General features: G+C 57.5%; 18 protein-coding genes. 5 read left to right on the forward strand and 13 right to left on the reverse strand.

Features of this window, described 5'->3' with window-relative positions; all coding sequences use genetic code 11:
* Positions 1–235: 235 nt before the first annotated feature.
* Positions 236–1,642 carry an MFS transporter gene (locus NKJ21_RS04750; protein WP_032754473.1) on the forward strand — a complete coding sequence of 469 codons (1,407 nt, stop codon included), beginning with the start codon at positions 236–238 and terminating at the stop codon, positions 1,640–1,642.
* Positions 1,643–1,662: 20 nt separating this feature from the next.
* Here the strand turns inward: NKJ21_RS04750 and NKJ21_RS04755 are convergent, their stop codons facing one another.
* The 4 genes from NKJ21_RS04755 to NKJ21_RS04770 all read right to left on the reverse strand — a co-directional run bounded on the left by NKJ21_RS04755 (position 1,663) and on the right by NKJ21_RS04770 (position 7,418).
* Complete coding sequence (locus NKJ21_RS04755) at positions 1,663–2,544, reverse strand: LysR family transcriptional regulator (RefSeq protein ID WP_008804771.1); 882 nt, start codon at positions 2,542–2,544, stop codon at positions 1,663–1,665.
* A gap of 149 nt (positions 2,545–2,693) precedes the next feature.
* A complete protein-coding gene (locus NKJ21_RS04760; RefSeq protein ID WP_254732741.1) occupies positions 2,694–4,994 on the reverse strand; it encodes an FdhF/YdeP family oxidoreductase in 2,301 nt (766 codons plus the stop codon).
* A 321-nt stretch (positions 4,995–5,315) separates the two neighbouring features.
* Complete coding sequence (locus tag NKJ21_RS04765; protein ID WP_012968132.1) at positions 5,316–6,233, reverse strand: bestrophin family protein; 918 nt, start codon at positions 6,231–6,233, stop codon at positions 5,316–5,318.
* Between the two features lie 231 nt (positions 6,234–6,464).
* Positions 6,465–7,418, reverse strand: a complete 954-nt coding sequence (locus tag NKJ21_RS04770) for a cation diffusion facilitator family transporter (protein WP_042947889.1) — start codon at positions 7,416–7,418, stop codon at positions 6,465–6,467.
* A 220-nt stretch (positions 7,419–7,638) separates the two neighbouring features.
* On the opposite strand from NKJ21_RS04770, the gene NKJ21_RS04775 reads away from it, so the two are divergent.
* Entirely contained in the window at positions 7,639–8,325 is a 687-nt protein-coding gene (locus NKJ21_RS04775) for an ABC transporter substrate-binding protein (protein ID WP_039103605.1), read from the forward strand.
* Positions 8,326–8,328: 3 nt separating this feature from the next.
* Here the strand turns inward: NKJ21_RS04775 and NKJ21_RS04780 are convergent, their stop codons facing one another.
* From NKJ21_RS04780 to NKJ21_RS04795, 4 genes are all read right to left on the reverse strand, one after another.
* Entirely contained in the window at positions 8,329–9,198 is an 870-nt protein-coding gene (locus tag NKJ21_RS04780; protein WP_039103607.1) for an oxygenase MpaB family protein, read from the reverse strand.
* A 103-nt stretch (positions 9,199–9,301) separates the two neighbouring features.
* On the reverse strand, positions 9,302–9,733 hold the full coding sequence (locus NKJ21_RS04785; RefSeq protein WP_008804765.1) for an OsmC family protein: 432 nt from the start codon (positions 9,731–9,733) through the stop codon (positions 9,302–9,304).
* Positions 9,734–9,846: 113 nt separating this feature from the next.
* The gene (locus NKJ21_RS04790) at positions 9,847–9,993 is read right to left on the reverse strand and encodes a hypothetical protein (protein ID WP_012541624.1); all 147 of its coding nucleotides are present in this window, start codon (positions 9,991–9,993) and stop codon (positions 9,847–9,849) included.
* 15 nt (positions 9,994–10,008) lie between these two features.
* On the reverse strand, positions 10,009–10,413 hold the full coding sequence (locus tag NKJ21_RS04795; RefSeq protein WP_064323531.1) for a YdeI family stress tolerance OB fold protein: 405 nt from the start codon (positions 10,411–10,413) through the stop codon (positions 10,009–10,011).
* 145 nt (positions 10,414–10,558) lie between these two features.
* Between NKJ21_RS04795 and NKJ21_RS04800 the strand changes: the two genes are divergently transcribed.
* From NKJ21_RS04800 to NKJ21_RS04810, 3 genes are all read left to right on the forward strand, one after another.
* The gene (locus NKJ21_RS04800) at positions 10,559–11,062 is read left to right on the forward strand and encodes a hypothetical protein (RefSeq protein ID WP_116696053.1); all 504 of its coding nucleotides are present in this window, start codon (positions 10,559–10,561) and stop codon (positions 11,060–11,062) included.
* A gap of 8 nt (positions 11,063–11,070) precedes the next feature.
* Positions 11,071–11,517, forward strand: a complete 447-nt coding sequence (locus NKJ21_RS04805; protein WP_008804762.1) for a DUF421 domain-containing protein — start codon at positions 11,071–11,073, stop codon at positions 11,515–11,517.
* A 314-nt stretch (positions 11,518–11,831) separates the two neighbouring features.
* Positions 11,832–12,827 (forward strand): SDR family oxidoreductase, encoded by a 996-nt coding sequence (locus NKJ21_RS04810; protein WP_022066401.1) that lies wholly within the window; start codon positions 11,832–11,834, stop codon positions 12,825–12,827.
* Here the strand turns inward: NKJ21_RS04810 and NKJ21_RS04815 are convergent.
* The 5 genes from NKJ21_RS04815 to NKJ21_RS04835 all read right to left on the reverse strand — a co-directional run bounded on the left by NKJ21_RS04815 (position 12,824) and on the right by NKJ21_RS04835 (position 15,838).
* On the reverse strand, positions 12,824–14,449 hold the full coding sequence (locus tag NKJ21_RS04815; RefSeq protein ID WP_016161119.1) for an alpha-amylase family protein: 1,626 nt from the start codon (positions 14,447–14,449) through the stop codon (positions 12,824–12,826). The genes NKJ21_RS04810 and NKJ21_RS04815 overlap by 4 nt on opposite strands.
* Before the next feature lie 54 nt (positions 14,450–14,503).
* The gene (locus NKJ21_RS04820) at positions 14,504–14,686 is read right to left on the reverse strand and encodes a hypothetical protein (RefSeq protein WP_012968126.1); all 183 of its coding nucleotides are present in this window, start codon (positions 14,684–14,686) and stop codon (positions 14,504–14,506) included.
* 17 nt (positions 14,687–14,703) lie between these two features.
* Entirely contained in the window at positions 14,704–15,210 is a 507-nt protein-coding gene (locus NKJ21_RS04825) for a ferritin-like domain-containing protein (RefSeq protein ID WP_254732743.1), read from the reverse strand.
* Positions 15,211–15,233: 23 nt separating this feature from the next.
* Entirely contained in the window at positions 15,234–15,449 is a 216-nt protein-coding gene (locus NKJ21_RS04830; RefSeq protein ID WP_008804758.1) for a hypothetical protein, read from the reverse strand.
* 203 nt (positions 15,450–15,652) lie between these two features.
* Positions 15,653–15,838, reverse strand: a complete 186-nt coding sequence (locus NKJ21_RS04835; protein WP_008804757.1) for a general stress protein — start codon at positions 15,836–15,838, stop codon at positions 15,653–15,655.
* Between the last annotated feature and the right edge of the window lie 507 nt (positions 15,839–16,345).

Here is a 16,345-nt window from a genome sequence, read left to right on the forward strand (position 1 = left end):
TCTAGCCGCTTTCCTGCGGGTTGGCGAATCGCACAACGGGAAATACCGTCCGCGGTGATTTACTTCAATTCTTCGCCTGGCATGCGGCGAAAACTAGCATGAATCTCATTTTTCATGGTGTACCGCGATATCTTGCGCTAAAGATTGCAGCTAACGCGTAGGATTAAAAATATAAAACTATTAACAATCAATTAACATTAGCAGGCAAACCATTCATCCTGAGGAATACAACACCATGTCTACCACCCAGGTTCTCGGCGGCGCGCCTTATGCCTCGCCAGGACAACCGCACGCCAGCTTAACCGGACGCATTGATGCGCTGCCCGCCTCCTTCGGTTTATGGTCGTTTATCACCCTGCTCTCCCTCGGTGGCTTCTTCGAGCTCTACGACCTGTTCCAGACCGGGTATATCAGCGCAGGGCTGCTGGCCGACGGGATTTTCCACACCGGGCAGGCGGGGATATTCGGGATTGCCGATCAGGCGGCTTTTGCCTCCGCCACCTTTATGGGGCTGTTTATTGGCGCCAGTCTGTTGGCGCCGCTGGCGGACAGGCTGGGGCGACGTCTGACGTTTATGGTGGCGCTCGCCTGGTACGGCCTCTTTTCGCTGCTGATGGCGACGCAGAGCAGCGCGGAAGGGGTGATCTTTTTCCGCTTTCTGGTGGGGATCGGCCTCGGTATTGAGCTGGTGACCATTGACACCTATCTCAGCGAATGGATGCCAACCCATCTGCGCAATAAAGCGTTTGCTTTCGCTTTCTTCATCCAGTTCCTGTCGGTTCCGGCGGTGGCGCTGATGTCCTGGATGCTGGTGCCAACCACCCTCTTCGGCCTCAGCGGCTGGCGCTGGGTGATCATCTTTGGCGCGCTGTTCTCGCTGGCGATCTGGTTTATCCGCAAAAAGCTGCCGGAGTCAGCGCGCTGGCTGGAAAGCAAAGGGCGGCATGATGATGCGCATGCGGTGATGAGTGAGATGGAAGCCCGCTGTGGCCTGACGCCGTCGCCGAAGCATGCGCATGCGGCACAGAGCGTCGTCAAACGCGGCACCTTCCGCGAAATCTGGGCGCCGCAGTATCGGCAGCGCACCCTGATGCTGATGGTGATGAACTTCTTCCAGGCGATCGGCTTCTTCGGCTTTGGCAACTGGCTGCCGGCGCTGCTCTCCGGTCAGGGGGCCAGCATCACTCACAGTCTGCTGTACGCCTTCTTTATCACCCTCGCCTATCCGCTGGGCTGCCTGTTCTGCACCCGCTTCGTGCATCGCTTTGAGAACAAGTGGCAAATTGTCCTCTCCGCGCTGATGACTGTCATCTTCGGGACCCTGTTCGCCCTGCAAAACAGCCCGATTCTGCTGGTGATCTGCGGGTTTATGATCACCTGGTCCAACGCCTGGCTGACCATCAGCTACCACGCCTACCAGGCCGAGGTCTTCCCGACCCATATTCGCGCCCGCGCCGTCGGCTTCTGCTACTCGTTCAGCCGGCTCTCCACCGCGGTGACCAGCATCCTGATCGGCATTATTCTGCAATACGCCGGCACGCCGGGGGTGATTAGCTTTATCGTCGTCAGTATGCTGATGGTGATGCTGTCGGTAGGGATCTTCGGCCCCAGAACGCGGGGCATTCGACTGGAGAATATCTGAGGTTGTCGCAGGGACTGGCCTCAGCCAAAAATCCCCTGCGCCTCGGCGAAGCATTTTTCCGCCAGGGTTGATACCGGCTCCTGCTGGCGCATAATGAGCGCCAGCTGTGAATCGACCTGGGTTTCGGCGATCGGCAGAATTTCAAGATTATCGCTCAGCGCTTCGAGGCCGTTGTTGAGCGGCATAATCGCGCAGCAGATCCCCGCCTGCACCGCCTGGATAATCTGAAACGTCGAATCGCTTTCAAAAACATACTTCGGCGTTAGCCCTTTAGCCTTAAAGCTGATTTCAATGGATTCCCGGTAGTACATTCCCTTGGTCAGAAAACCGAGGGGCAACGTCGCCAGCGCCTCCCACCCCGGCGTCCCACCGCTGAAGTCGAAATGGCGTTTATCATGCAGGAGCCCCATCCGGGTTTGCGGCAACCGGGCGACCTTAAACAGGCGCTGGTCCAGATGCTGCAGATAGCAAATGCCCAGATCCAACTGGTTACGGCTGACGCCATCGATAATCTGCTCCGAGGTCATCGACAGCAGGCTGAACTGCAGCGCCGGGTATTTCTCCGCCAGCGGTTTAATCAGCTGCATCGGGTTCAGGCTCGCCAGCGGCACCATGCCGACCCGCAGCTGACCGACCATCTGCCCGCGACAGATCGCCGCCTCTGCCGCCAGACCATCATGGGCAGCCAGCACCGCCCGCGCCCAGGCCAGGATCCGCTCACCTTCCGGGGTAAACCCCTCAAAGCGCTGGCCGCGCTGAATAAGCGTCAGGTTCAGCTCCTCTTCCAGATTACGAATGCGCATGGAGAGGGTCGGCTGAGTAATATGGCAGGCCGCCGCCGCCTGGCCAAAATGGCGCGTCTGATCGAGCGCGATCAAATACTTGAGTTGCTTAATATCCATTCTCTTTCCCGTTTGAACCCCGCCGTTCACCCCCGGGGCCGCGCACAGGTTACCAGAATGTTAGTTTCACTAGCGATAAATTCAAGCGAGGATATCACGAGGGGCTGCGGGGCGCAGGACGGCGCGATGCCGTCCTGCGCCCCGCTTTTTTAGCGTACGCCGGCCAGCGGACGGATCTCTTTCGAGCGCAGCGTCAGACGAACGGGAACCGACTTATACGAAGGGGTGCCGCTCTCTTCATCCAGATAGTTCAGCGGCACCAGCACGTTGGCTTCCGGATAATAGGCCCCGACGGTACCGGGCGCGATGCCGTAGGCTACCACCGTGATATCTTCCAGCGTCAGCTCGCTGTCTGGCAGCGCGGTATGAATATCTACCCGATCGCCATGTTCCAGCCCCTGGGCAGCCATGTCCTGTTCATTCATAAACAGCACGTCGCGGCGGCCAAAAACACCGCGGTAGCGGTCATCCATCGCGTAGATGGTGGTGTTGTACTGATCATGACTGCGCAGCGTCACTAAGCGCATCACATCTTCGCCCTCCACCACCACGTTCTCATGCACCCCTTTGAAGACCGAGAACATCGCTTTACCGGTGGCCGTTGGCCAGATGCGCTCGGTCGGCGGTAGCGGCATGCGGAAGCCCCCGGGATGACGAATACGCTGGTTATACTCCTCGAACCCCGGAATGGTCTGTTCGATCAGATCGCGAATGCGGTCGTAATCTTCCACCAGATACAGCCAGTCCACTTTGCTGGCCGGCAGAGTGGCCTTCGCCAGACCAGCGACAATCGCCGGCTCCGAGCGCAACGTCGGCGAGGCGGGCTTAAGCTTGCCTGACGACGCATGCACCATCGACATCGAATCCTCGACAGTGATCGACTGCCGGCCGCTGGCCTGCAGGTCAAGCTCGGTGCGGCCCAGACACGGCAGAATAAAGGTCTCTTTCGCCGTCAGCAGGTGCGAGCGGTTGAGCTTGGTGCCGACGTGAACGCTGAGCTCAAGGCCGCGCATCGCCGGGAAGGCGCGTTCGTGGTCCGGCATCGCCACAGCGAAATTGCCCCCGAGGCAAATCAGGGCTTTGGCGTCGCCGGCGATCATGGCCTCCAGGGCCTTCACCGCATCGTGACCATGATGCCGCGGCGGCGTAATCCCCATCACCCGCTGCAGGCTGTCGAGGAAGGCCTCGGAGGGTTTTTCACTGATCCCGACGGTGCGGTTTCCCTGCACGTTTGAGTGGCCGCGCAGCGGACAGATGCCAGCGCCCGGCTTGCCGATGTTGCCGCGCATCAGCAGCAGGTCGGCAATCAGACGGACGTTGGAAGTGCCTTTATTATGCTGGGTAATACCCATGCCGTAGGTGACGATGGTGGCCCTGGATTTGGCGTAAGCCACGGCGACCTGGGTCAGGGATTCGCGCGTCAGGCCGGACTCCTGTTCGATATCCTGCCAGCGGGTGGCATGCAGATCCTCGGCGAAGGCGGAGAATCCCTGGGTATGCTGGGTAATAAACCCGTGGTCGAGCACATTGCCCTGCTCCTCCTCCAGCTGCAGCAGCGCTTTGGCGATCCCTTTCAGCGCCGCCGCGTCACCGCCGGCCCGCACCTGGTAGTAGGTCGAAGCGATTGGCGTCGAGCGCCGGGTCGCCATCTCCATCACGTTCTGCGGGTCGGCAAAACGCTCCAGCGCCCGCTCACGCAGCGGATTGAAAACGATAATCGGCACGCCGCGGCGGGAAAGCTCATGCAGGGTGCCCATCATCCGTGGGTGGTTGGTGCCCGGATTATGGCCGATGGAGATCACCAGCTCGGTCTGGTCAAAATCGTCGAGGGAGACGGTGCCTTTGCCAATTCCGATCGACTGCGGCAGGCCCACGCTGGTGGATTCGTGGCACATGTTGGAGCAGTCGGGGAAGTTATTGGTGCCATATTCGCGGGCGTACAGCTGGAACAGCCACGCTGCCTCATTGGACGCCCGGCCAGAGGTATAGAACTCGACCTCATCAGGCTGCAGGCCGCGAAGGATCTCGCCGATGCGGGCGAAGGCCTGCTCCCACGCCACCGGACGCAGAGTATCGCTGGCGCGGTCGTAGACTAAAGGATGGGTTAAGCGGCCGTAGCCTTCCAGTTCAAAATCGCTCTTCGCCAGCAGGGAGGTCACAGTGTTGGCTGCGAGGAACGCGGGCGTCACTCGTTTGGTGGTCGCCTCCCAGGTCACGGCTTTGGCGCCATTTTCGCAAAATTGAAAAGTGGATTTATGCTCTTTATCCGGCCAGGCGCAGCCCGGGCAGTCAAACCCATCCGGCTGGTTAGTGCGCAGCAGCGTGGCGGGCGCCTCGAAGGCATCCATCTGGGTACGCACAGCGATGGCCGTGGCCTTCAGGGCGCCCCACCCACCTGCCGGGCCATCATAGGGGTGAACACCGGGCACCGCGCGTCTTTTATTGGTCATCTTTTAACTCCTGCTGCTCTGTTCTGGCCGCCGCAGCCTGAAAAAAGGCGTACGACGGCCCCGGGCGACGTGGCGTGGTTAGCACGGCGTCACCTGATTAGGATGCGGTTTCTCAAGGATAGTACGATGGGAAAGCGTAGGTACTGCGTTTGTTAACTGAATAATAACATACACAACAAATCTGTATAATTGATGTTATCTATCAGGTGTTAAATTTAACTTATTTGCAAATTTTCGCGGTTATCGTCGCTGTGCGCTGACGGATAAAAGACCCACGGGAAAGCGATGACCGGGCAGCGGAAACCGCCCGGTGGGTCTGATTCAGGTCAGATTGAAGTAACGGTCCGGACGCAGCGTCTCCGGCAGCGGATGCTGACCGGTCATGTCGAGCAGATTGCGCTCAATGGTATTGCACATGGCGTTCAGCGGCAGATCATTGGCGGCGGTACCGAAAGGATCTTCCAGCTCTTCCGCCAGCGAATCCCACGACAAAAAGGTGTAGGAGATAAACACCGAGACAAACGGCGTCATGTAGTGCAGATCGCCGACCAGCGCGAACGGCAGCAGCGTGCAGAACAGGTACACGGTGCGCTGCAGGATCAGGGTATAGGCGAATGGCACCGGGGTGGTCGCCAGCCTTTCACAACCGCCCAGCACGTGCGCCAGCTCATCGAGTTTGTTGTCCATCAGCCCGTAGGTGATGTCGCTGAGCTTGCCCGCCTCCCGCAGCTGGCCAATTTCGTTGCCGACCAGCAGCAGGATCCGGTTGGTGGGCATTGAGCTGGCGAGGATCTCCGCCACCTTGTCATCCGGCAGCAGCCGCCGCAGGTCAGCCGTCGGATCGGTTTTGCGCAGCTGGTGCTTCAGGCTCCAGCTAAAGGCCACCAGATAGCTGACGATGCGGCGATGGACATCGTGTTCGGCCGGCAGGATATTGCGCAACTGGCGTACCAGCGTACGTTCGGCGATAAGCACCGTCCCCCACAGATTGCGCGCTTCGACGAACCGGCTGTAGCTGGCGCTGTTGCGAAAGCCGAGAAAAATCGCAATCGCAATCCCCAGCAGGCTGAACGGCGCCACCGTTAAGTGGATCCCCAGCTGCTCGTACCATTGATAGCTGATAATGGCGATGATGGACATCAGCACATTAAGCAGCAGACGAAAGATGATTTTCGACAGCACGGAGCCGTGCCAGTCAAATAAGCGAAGAAACCAGTGTTGTTCTGGCCGAATGATCATTGTCTGACTTCCTGAATTACCGCTCTGGTCATTATCTCTGAATAAAGAATAGAGATTATCTATGAACCGATTGGTTTATTTTATCGTTAACTGCGATGGGCAGATCTTCGCCATTATTTAGCGATGGTAATGGCGTTTTTAGTATGTGCTTTTTTTATATTTCAGGCAATCGATGCGCCAGCAATTAAGGCTCAGGGAAAAAATAGCCGCTGAGCCAATAAAATTGCCGGTTCAGGACACCGGGTGCGCCAGGCCGCTTTTGTCAGCCCCGCCTAGCGCGCTGGCCGCGTCGCTGGGATCAAGATGCACCATTACGTTAAGCACCGGATGCTGCGCCAGGACCCGCTCCCGCGCCTGACGGGCAATCTGATGTCCCTCGGCTACCGACATCTCTCCCGCCACCTCGAGATGGACATCCACCAGCACCAGATCCCCCGCCTTACGGGTTTTCAAATCGTGCAGACCCGCCACGCCCGGCGTGGCCTGCAGCGTGCCGGCGATCGCCCGCTGCGTCTCTTCATCGACCGCGCGGTCCATTAAATCGTGCAGCGCCGTGGCGGCGAAACGATAGCCCATGCGGGTGATTAGCAGTCCCACCGCCAGCGCGGCAAGCGGATCGAACCAGGCGAACCCGGCCAGGTTACCGATAATCCCCAGCGCCACCACCAGAGATGACGCGGCATCGGAGCGGGCATGCCAGGCGTTGGCGATGAGCAGCGATGAATTCAGCCGCGTGGCGACCGCCAGCATATAGCGAAACAGCCCCTCCTTAACGGCCAGCGCCACCAGCGCCATCCACAGCGCCACGCTGTGCACCGCCGGAATCGTCTGCGGCTGCGCCAGGTGACCTGCCGCGGACCACAGCATGCCGACCCCGACCAGCACCAGGATCGCGCCGAGGATCAGCGAGGCGCCATTCTCGTAGCGCCAGTGTCCATAGTGGTGATCGTGGTCTGAGGGTCGACGGCTCTTTTTATTCGCCACCAGCACCACCCCATCGGCGACCAGATCGGAAAAAGAGTGCATCCCATCAGCAATCAACCCCTGGGAGCCAGAGAATATTCCCACCACAACCTGAAACACGGAAAGGAAAATATTGACCACCACGCTAATAAGGGTACTCTTTCGCGCCTGCACCGAACGCTCATGATATTTATTATCATTTTCAAAATTATGTTGTGTCATTATTTCTCTCCCTTTGTGAGCGGGAAGAATAAACTGACAAGCTGAGTTTATGCTTAACAATATAAAAGCCATTGCCTTTCCGTTTAACGATATCGGCGCTGTCGATTATTAATATATTCTGAAAGGGTGGCAGGACAGGTACAACCGCGCGCGGATGGGCTATCTTATGACTGGCCCGGCAGGTCGGGCCACTTTCTCTTCACCACCACAGGAGTCAGCGATGTCAGAGAACACCTCATCCCGGCTGCGTTTTGCCATTAACCTGGGCAACGCGGTCCTGGCCCATCTCGGGGAGACGGGGGAGCCCGCAGGTCTCACCGTCGAGCTTAGCCATCGGCTGGCGACGCGCTGGGGCGTCACCGCCGAGTTCGTCCCCTATCCTGCCGCCGGAAAAGTGGTGGCTGACGCCGGCGGTGATCACTGGGACATTGCGTTTCTGGCCATCGACCCGGCCCGGGAAGCGACCCTGCGTTTTACGCCTCCCTACATCACCATCCAGGGGACCGCGCTGGTGAGAGCCGATTCGGCCTGTCAGCGGGTGGCTGACATGGATCGCCCGGCAACCACCATTAACGTCGGGCAAAACGCCGCTTACGATCTGTGGTTAACCCGTCATCTGCAGCACGCCAGCCTGAATCGCCTTCCCTCCTCGCAGGAGGCCATCGACGCCTTCCTCGCCGGTGAAGGAGATATGGTCGCCGGTATCCGACAGCCGCTGGAGGCGACAGCCCGTCAGCACGCTGGGGTGCGGGTACTGGCGGATAATTTTACTGAGATCCAGCAGGCCATCTGCGTCGCCCGGGCGGATGTCGCTGGCTTCAACGCGGTGAATGACGCGCTCAGCGAGTGGCGGGCGGATGGCAGCCTGGAGGCACTGATTGCCCGACAGCTGGGCAAGGCGAAGTGACCTTCACTCCACTTGCATCCGGCGCATGGCGCAATGCCAGGCGCCGTTGCGTACCGAGGCACGGAGCACGCGGGCCACGCCATGCACCAGCAGGCGCGTCGTGCGCCGCTGCAGCGGCGTGAGCGACAGCCCCAGCATCTCCTGCGCCCATTCCGGCAGCAGATCGATCCCGGCGCGCATCATGACCTGACCCACCGGCTGGCTCAGCCTACCCGGCAGACGAGTAGAGAGCAGCACCTCGGCTACCTCCCGGGTACGTTCGTCACAGCGCAACTGCGGGCGCATCGCCTCGAGATAGTCCGCCACTTCCTGCGGCGTCTGAGGGATGTCCTGGGCCCCCAGCCGACGGGCGATTTCCGCCGACTCGCGGAAATAGTCCTCCTGGCGCCCGGCGCTGACCACTGTCCGCTTGTAGCGCAGGTGGGAGGCCATAAAGCGGCTGCACTCGGCGACGTGCACCCAGGTCAACAGCGCCGGATCGCTGGCCTGATAAGGAGTGCCGTCCTTATCCACCCCGCCGATCCGCTGATGGATCCCCTGCACTTTGGCGATGAGCCGCTCGGCGTCGGGGGTAGTGGCAAAGGTGGTGGCGGAAATAAACTGGCTGGTGCGGCGCAGGCGGCCAAAGATGTCCTCACGGAAACGGGAGTGATCCCAGACGCCGGCCAGCGCCAGGGGATGCAGCATCTGCAGCAGCAGCGCGCTGATGCCGCCGCAGAGCATCGAAGTAAAATCGCCGTGTACCTGCCAGATGGCCGACTGCGGACCAAACAGCCCCGGCTCCCCTTTAGGCTGTTCAAAATCGATCTCTTTTAGCGCCATGCCGGTCAGGCCGAGCACCTGCGCCTCGATCATCCCGCGAATGCCGATCATGATGATGTCCCTTACGTGCAATTAAAGGACAAAAGATACCACTATTGGGCAGCGCAGGGAGAGATATCGGGATAGGGTGCCCGCTGCGCGCGGGCACGACAGCTTACGGATTCAGCTGGTAGTCGAGAGTGATATTGGCTTTCAGCACCTGCGATACCGGGCAACCGGCCTTCGCTTTCTGAATGATCTCATCGAACGCCGCCGGCGCAACGTCCGGCAGAACAATCTGACTTTGCAGCGCGATGTCGGTTATCGCAAAGCCGCCGTCGGTTTTATTGAGGGTGACCACCGCCGTCGTGTCGATAGACGTTGCGGTATAGCCCTCTTCGCTGAGCATCAGCGACAGGGCCATTGAGAAACAGGCGGCATGCGCGGCGCCAATCAGCTCCTCAGGGTTAGTGCCTTTCACCCCTTCAAAACGGGTGTTAAAGCCGTAGGGCTGCTGGCTCAGCGCCCCGCTCTCTGTCGACACGGTGCCTTTGCCATGTTTCAGATCGCCTTCCCAGTGCGCCAGCCCTTTCTTATGAATCGCCATGTGACTCCTCCTGTGATGATGTCGAACAAAAAGTATAGTGCGTGATGCCGAACCTGCGCCTTTTCTGCGGCCTGGGCATCACTGTGCCCTTAAGGATCTCGTGGTCAGCCTCGCTAACGACCATCGTGTGGCTGATAAGGATCGGTTTTGTCGTCCTTGCTGTCGTCCCGTTTACGCGGCACTTCGCCATGCTCGGCAGGCGCCTCGCGCGCAGGATGCTTTCCGCCCTGCTCACCTTGCGGCTGAGATGTATTACTCATATCGGCGTTCTCCGCTTACTTAGGCGACTGCTTGAGCAGACGATCGACACGCACCACCGGCGGCGTCATTTTGCGATCGAGGCTACCGTTGATGCTGACCAGATCGTCAGGCTCTACGTGCTGTTCGTTAAACGCGGCGGCCGGAATGATGGCAGTGATGGTGCCGCTTTTATCGCGAAACTGATAACGGTCATTTTCCCCTCGGGTGAGCAAATTACCGCGCAGTGAAATAGTCGCGCCATCGTGCATGGTTTTCGCCTGCTCAACGGTCATGATCCGGCCATCCTCGACGCCGCGATAGCCGTCATCGAGTTTGTGCGGCGGCGGCGGTGCGGCATCCTGACTAAAACCGCCCTTATCGTCCGCCTGTGCAATACCCACGGCGAGTACACAGGCCATAGCGAGCGCTAATTTTTTCATCATCCCTCCGTCATTTTACCGATGATTAGAATAAAGCCTGGCTGAGGCGATTCACTTTTACAAAGTCAATTGTTCTGATATCGACTAATATAAGAATGTCCTTATCGTTACGCTGTTGCCGAAACGAAACGCGGGGAAAATAATAATGATTAAGAATCAACAGGATTGTCCCATCGTTGACGAGAATGAACGAGCACTACGCTTCGAATATCGATTCCGGCGCTATGGGATAATTTTTCTGAGTCTCATCATTCTTACCGCGCTAAGCGGTCTGTGGTCCTCCGGTTATTTCAGTGAAGCGCACCGGGAAAGTGCCGCAGGTGAATTAAGCGTCGATTATCAGCGGTATGCCAGACTGATGAGTGAAACCGAAGTGAATATTCAGATTAAACCCGATGGAGGTAGTGAAAAAATTATCAGCTTCACCGCCCCGTTTTTATCGCGCTACCAGGTCGGTGATATCCGCCCGCAGCCGGATAAAATGTACAGTGCCGAGGGGAAATTATACCTCGTGTATCAGCAAGCGGCCAACCGCTCGCCGATGTCGGTGTGGTTATCCATTACCCCAAAAACAGCCGGCAATATTTCCCTGCAGGCGGCAGTGAACGATCGCGCGCCTGTCACCTGGAACCAGTTTGTCTATCCCTAGGAGTGGCTATGGAAATGGTCCTCAGAGCCGCAGCAATCTATTTTATCCTGTTGATTATTTTTAAGATTGCTGGCAGAAGAACGCTGATGCAGTTAACCAACTTTGATCTAATATTGCTGCTGATAATTAGCGAAGCCACGCAACAGGCGATGCTCAGCACCGACTACTCCGTCACCGGTTCGATGCTCACCATCGTCACTCTGGTGGGTGTTGATATTTTATTCGGCTATATTAAGAAACGCTTCTCGCAGGCGGAAAATTTCATTGATGGTAGCCCGGTTATTGTGGTGGAAAATGGTGCTGTCATCGACGAAAAGATAAAGCTCGTCAATATCTCTGTCGATGATATCCTGCTGGCAGCCAGGCAGCACCATGGGATCTATGAGCTCAAAGCGATCAAATTCGCTATCCTCGAGCGTAACGGCCAGATATCCATTATTCCTGAAAAGGAATAGTCTCAATTTTATTTATCGCGCTCCGGTTGTTTATCACCTGATTCGGGGGCGCGGGTGGCGTCATCCTCTTCTTTTTCAACGCTAAGCATGTTTAATGTCACCATTTTTCCTCCTCGCGGGTTGACAGGGTTCTAACAGATTATAGAACGTCCTCGCCGATGCAGGCACGATCCAGCCAGCATCATCCGGATATGTCGTCTGATTCACACTGCGTATATTCCAGGATATTTCCCACCTCGTCATTGTCATTTGTGAGGAATAATTAACCGATCTGTGCAGTTAATATTGCGCTAGCCAAAAAAAATGAGGTCTCTATGTCTGTGATGGTAATTACCGGGGGAACCGCGGGGGCGGGCAAAGCCACCGCACTGCGTTTCGCTCGCGCAGGATACCACGTGGCGCTGATTGCCCGAGATGAGACGGGTCTGCAGGAAGCCCAGCAGGCCTGCGAACGATTTGGCATTAAAACGCTGGCCATTAGCGCCGACGTCGCCGATGCCGGGGCGCTGCAGCGCGCCGCCGCCGAGGTGGAAGCCACACTTGGCGCGATAGACGTTTGGATCAACAACGCCATGACCACCGTGCTGGCCCCCTTTCGTCAGATGAGCGAGGAGGAATTTCGCCGGGTGACGGAGGTGACCTATCTCGGCTATGTCAACGGCACCCGTGCGGCGCTGGAGGTGATGGCGCCCCGGGATCGGGGAGTGATTATTCAGGCCGGCTCGGCGCTGGCCTGGCGGTCGATTCCCCTGCAATCGGCCTACTGTGGAGCCAAGGCGGCGATCCGCGGCTTTACCGATGCCGTGCGTACCGAACTGATGCACGAGAAAAGACACATCCAGTTGACCATGGTCCAGCTGCCGGGGATGAACACCGCCCAGTTTGGCTGGGCGCGGAATAAAATGGATCAGGCCATGCAGCCGGTGCCGCCGGTCTATCAGCCGGAAGTGGCCGCCGAAGCTATCTATAGCGTCATCCAGCGTCCGGTCAACGAGCTGTGGGTCGGGAAAAGCACCATCCAGTCGATCCTCGGTCAGGTCTTCTTTCCTCGCCTGCTCGATCGGCTGATGGTGAAAAAGGCGTGGGAGGGACAGTTTACCGGCCAGCCGAAGCCGGCAGAGCATCAGGACGACCTGTTCACGCCGGTACGCGGCAATCACCCCGGACACGGCCCCTTTAACGATGGCGCACGGCGTAAAGCGGTGACCATTAGCGCCGATCTCCCGGGAAAAGTGGCTGCCGGCGTCGGGGTAGCGGTGGCGACGATGGCTCTGCGGGCGTTGTTCCGTCGTTCCGGGAAACGGCGTTAATCCAGGCTCCGGCTGAACCAGCGGTACCCATACCCGGAAAGCGCCAGCCGCGCATCTTTCCCGCCGTGTAGCCCATCCTGATAGAGCTTATCTTCCAGAATTGGGCTCCAGTAGCCCTCGGCCAGCGGCGGGAGCAGGACCTCTACCGCCTGCTGGCTGCAGTTCGCCAGCATCAGCACTTCCCGCGATTCGCTGCGATAGCACAGGCCCAGTACCGCAGCAGGCTTCACCGCGAGGATGGCGAAAGGAATGGAGCCCGGCTCGGTATATTCCGCCCGCGCCAGCACCATATTGCGCACCCGGTTCAGCAGCGATCGGGGGTGGCGCAGTGCCGTTTCGACATTGATCCGCTGGTAACGCCACCGCCCGCTGGCTATCGGTTTTACCGGCAGATCGTCCCGCGCCGCCCGGGAAAAGCCGCCGTTGGGCGCCGCCGACCACTGCATCGGCGTTCTGACCGCGTAGCGCTCCGGTAAGCTCAGATCGTCTCCCATGCCAATCTCGTCGCCATAGCGCATCACCGGCACGCCGGGCAGCGCCAGCAGGATCGCATGGGCCAGCGCCATGCGCCGGGTATCGCCATCCAGCATCGGCGCCAGTCGCCGGCGTACGCCACGCTGGTAAACGGACATGGATTTATCAGGGGCAAAGGTGCGGATAACCTGGCGTTTATTGCGTTCGCCGATCCCCTCGAGATCCAGTTCATCATGGTTACGCAGCCAGTTGACGAAGCAGCACCCGTCCGGCGGGGTCACCATCGCCTGCAGGGCTTTTACCACCGGGGCGGCGCGCTGCTGCGCCAGACTGAGGTAGAGATATTTGTTAAGCCAGAAATTGAGCACCATCTGCAGCCGATCGCTGTGACCGAAGTAATGGCGGTAATCTTCTACCGCAACGTCTACTTCACCCAGTAGTATCGCCTCGGGATTGAGGCGCTGAACGACCTGCCGGAGATGGTTCAGCAGCGGGTAGCCGCGCGCCTCGTCGCCCTTCCCGGCCTGTTTCACCAGATGTGACGCGGCATCGAGGCGAAAACCTGACACGCCCGCCTGCAGCCAGAAGGTGATGATGTTTTCGATTTCAGCGATCACCGGCGGATGAGCAAGATTCAGATCCGGCTCATGACGATAAAACATGTGGCGATAGTATTGCCCGGCCTGTTCGTCCCAGCGCCAGACGCTCTCCTCGACGCCGGGAAACATGGGGGGATCGTCCTTCTCCGGCGGCCTGTCGGCCCAAAGATAGTATGGCCGCCACGGCGACCGGGGATCGCGTCGCGCCGCCTGAAACCACGGGTGCTGGGCGGAAGTGTGCTGGATAACCAGCTCAACAATCACCCGCAGCCCCAGCTCCCGGGCGCGGGCAATCAGCTCAATCACGTCGGCTATGGTGCCAAAGCGCGGATCGGGCTGCAGATGGTCGCTGATATCATAGCCATCATCCTGCAGAGGGGTGAGATAGAAAGGCGTCAGCCAGAGCACCGTCGCCCCGAGGCTGCGAATGTAATGTAGCTTTTGGCGAATACCGGCGAGATCGCCGTAGCCGTCACCGTTAGCGTCATAAAACAGTGAACTATCAACCTGATAAATGACCGCTCTGTGAAACCACTGTTCCCGTTGCATCACTATCACCTTGCTTATTCACCCTGACGGGTGGTCCGTCACTCGCCAGCAGATTCAGCGCGGTTTACGTCCGCCCCTCGCCGTCGGCCGGGGTTTGGCGACAGGCGATACGGTAGCGTGTTCCGCTGAAGGCGCCCGATTCGCCACCGCGTCCACCAGAGCCTGCTGTCTGGCGGTTAATTTCAGAGGAACCTGTTCCTCGACAGCATGGAGCGCGATCGTGTGGCGTTTAACCATAGTTTTTCTCCGGCGGCTTATTTTCCGGCCTCAACGCCAGGCAGATCGGCACGATGCAGAAATTGCCCGACGATCGGCGGCTGATGATGAAGCAGCCAGTCAGCCATGCCTCGCTCCTCCGCCAGCATCGCCTCCAGGGCGTGGATGGCATGGTGGTCGCCCACCCGTTTCGCCGCCGTCAATAAGGCGGTATAGCAGGCGACCTCGAATTGCGCAAAAACATAGGCCGTGATAATGACTTTAATAACCTCATCGCCGGGCAGCATCATCCCAATGGACTGGCCCAATGCGGCGACCCGGCTCATCGCATCCTGCAGCGCGGAGCGGGAAATATGATTACGGGCAATGATATCCTGCAGAGACGATAATTGCCGGCGGGTTTCATAGAGATGTTGTTCAAGACGCGTGCGCAGTGGCGGATAGTTCTCACTCCTTCTGATTGCGGCGATTAATATCACTTCGGCCTGTTTTTCCATCGCATGTGCATCGCGCAGCCAGTTATGGTAATTTTCAATATCCGTCATAAATACCTCTGATAACCAATCCTTTATTTGGATGTGGGATCTTCATTCTCTTCCGCCGCCTGATCCGCTCGCGCTGCACTATATCCGGATAAATGCCCAACGATATTCGCATAGATGCTAATGAGAATGACCCACAGGACGCTGTTTTTCCACCAGATTAACGAGGGTATTGCCAGAATGACCCACATCACGGCGGCCACAAGATGGCAACGTTTAATCAATGCCGGTGTCAGTTTCATTTTTATTACCTGCTATCTTATAAATACTTAACCGTTAACCAGCATGTTGCCGATTCATTTACTCTTCGCGTATTGCCGATAAATAAATACGAGTATTCGACCAGATTTATTATTATCAGCTCATATAAACAGAAACCTGCGGACCGGCAGGCCCACAGGTTTTTTTTTCGGCGCCCTTTTTAAAGCGCCTCAGGCTTCAGTCATTAACTGTCACCGGCTTTACGACCACCGCCATGACTGTTCTTACCACCCTTTTTACCGGCTTCGGATGCACGTTCAGGATCATTTTTAAAGTTCCCGCCGCTGTGCTGTCCGCCTTTACGCCCGGCTTCGGATGCTTTTTCACGATCTTCTGCAAAGTTACCTGAACCGCCTCTATGCTCTGCCATAATTTCACCTTTTAGGTTTACTCGATCTCGGTTGGTAAATGGAAAATGACCCTGTTACAAATCATCGCCCTCAATATCTAACACTAGAGGAATGCTCGCAGGAGTCAAATTAACGCCAGGCTTTTATCCACGCCAAATGGCAAATAAAAAATAAATAACGAAGCGGCAGTAAAAATAAATACATTGTAACTCACTTATTCGCCTTAGGTTATCACCATTTTCTATCGTGAAACTTTTCCCCTCGACGCTTTTGTAAAAAAATGAAAATGATAGATGTTATTTATTTTTTCTTCAGCCAGACATCACCGTCATAAAAATACTCACAATGAAGTAGTTCATCAACCATCCATAGGTGCAAAAAACTATTTTTTTCACAATGCACCCCCCTTCGTCTTTAAAAAAGCATACCGTCATTCAGCCCGCCCGGTAAAATAGCCCCGAGCCGCAAATTAAGGATGGAATAATCCTAATTTAACACCACCAATAATAACGCAGCGACATACAACG

Origin of the sequence: Klebsiella sp. SWET4 (assembly GCF_024296565.1) — a bacterium.
Lineage (GTDB): Bacteria > Pseudomonadota > Gammaproteobacteria > Enterobacterales > Enterobacteriaceae > Klebsiella > Klebsiella variicola.

What these genes read in the sequence shown, in the direction of transcription:
- NKJ21_RS04805 (WP_008804762.1), top strand. Translation starts at nt 11,071, where the DNA reads ATGGAAATGGTCCTCAGAGCCGCAGCAATCTATTTTATCCTGTTGATT.
- NKJ21_RS04820 (WP_012968126.1), bottom strand. Translation starts at nt 14,686, where the DNA reads ATGGTTAAACGCCACACGATCGCGCTCCATGCTGTCGAGGAACAGGTT.
- NKJ21_RS04765 (WP_012968132.1), bottom strand. Translation starts at nt 6,233, where the DNA reads ATGATCATTCGGCCAGAACAACACTGGTTTCTTCGCTTATTTGACTGG.
- NKJ21_RS04815 (WP_016161119.1), bottom strand. Translation starts at nt 14,449, where the DNA reads ATGCAACGGGAACAGTGGTTTCACAGAGCGGTCATTTATCAGGTTGAT.
- NKJ21_RS04760 (WP_254732741.1), bottom strand. Translation starts at nt 4,994, where the DNA reads ATGACCAATAAAAGACGCGCGGTGCCCGGTGTTCACCCCTATGATGGC.
- NKJ21_RS04810 (WP_022066401.1), top strand. Translation starts at nt 11,832, where the DNA reads ATGTCTGTGATGGTAATTACCGGGGGAACCGCGGGGGCGGGCAAAGCC.
- NKJ21_RS04795 (WP_064323531.1), bottom strand. Translation starts at nt 10,413, where the DNA reads ATGAAAAAATTAGCGCTCGCTATGGCCTGTGTACTCGCCGTGGGTATT.
- NKJ21_RS04780 (WP_039103607.1), bottom strand. Translation starts at nt 9,198, where the DNA reads ATGATCGGCATTCGCGGGATGATCGAGGCGCAGGTGCTCGGCCTGACC.
- NKJ21_RS04770 (WP_042947889.1), bottom strand. Translation starts at nt 7,418, where the DNA reads ATGACACAACATAATTTTGAAAATGATAATAAATATCATGAGCGTTCG.
- NKJ21_RS04775 (WP_039103605.1), top strand. Translation starts at nt 7,639, where the DNA reads ATGTCAGAGAACACCTCATCCCGGCTGCGTTTTGCCATTAACCTGGGC.
- NKJ21_RS04755 (WP_008804771.1), bottom strand. Translation starts at nt 2,544, where the DNA reads ATGGATATTAAGCAACTCAAGTATTTGATCGCGCTCGATCAGACGCGC.
- NKJ21_RS04835 (WP_008804757.1), bottom strand. Translation starts at nt 15,838, where the DNA reads ATGGCAGAGCATAGAGGCGGTTCAGGTAACTTTGCAGAAGATCGTGAA.
- NKJ21_RS04825 (WP_254732743.1), bottom strand. Translation starts at nt 15,210, where the DNA reads ATGACGGATATTGAAAATTACCATAACTGGCTGCGCGATGCACATGCG.
- NKJ21_RS04785 (WP_008804765.1), bottom strand. Translation starts at nt 9,733, where the DNA reads ATGGCGATTCATAAGAAAGGGCTGGCGCACTGGGAAGGCGATCTGAAA.
- NKJ21_RS04800 (WP_116696053.1), top strand. Translation starts at nt 10,559, where the DNA reads ATGATTAAGAATCAACAGGATTGTCCCATCGTTGACGAGAATGAACGA.
- NKJ21_RS04830 (WP_008804758.1), bottom strand. Translation starts at nt 15,449, where the DNA reads ATGAAACTGACACCGGCATTGATTAAACGTTGCCATCTTGTGGCCGCC.
- NKJ21_RS04790 (WP_012541624.1), bottom strand. Translation starts at nt 9,993, where the DNA reads ATGAGTAATACATCTCAGCCGCAAGGTGAGCAGGGCGGAAAGCATCCT.
- NKJ21_RS04750 (WP_032754473.1), top strand. Translation starts at nt 236, where the DNA reads ATGTCTACCACCCAGGTTCTCGGCGGCGCGCCTTATGCCTCGCCAGGA.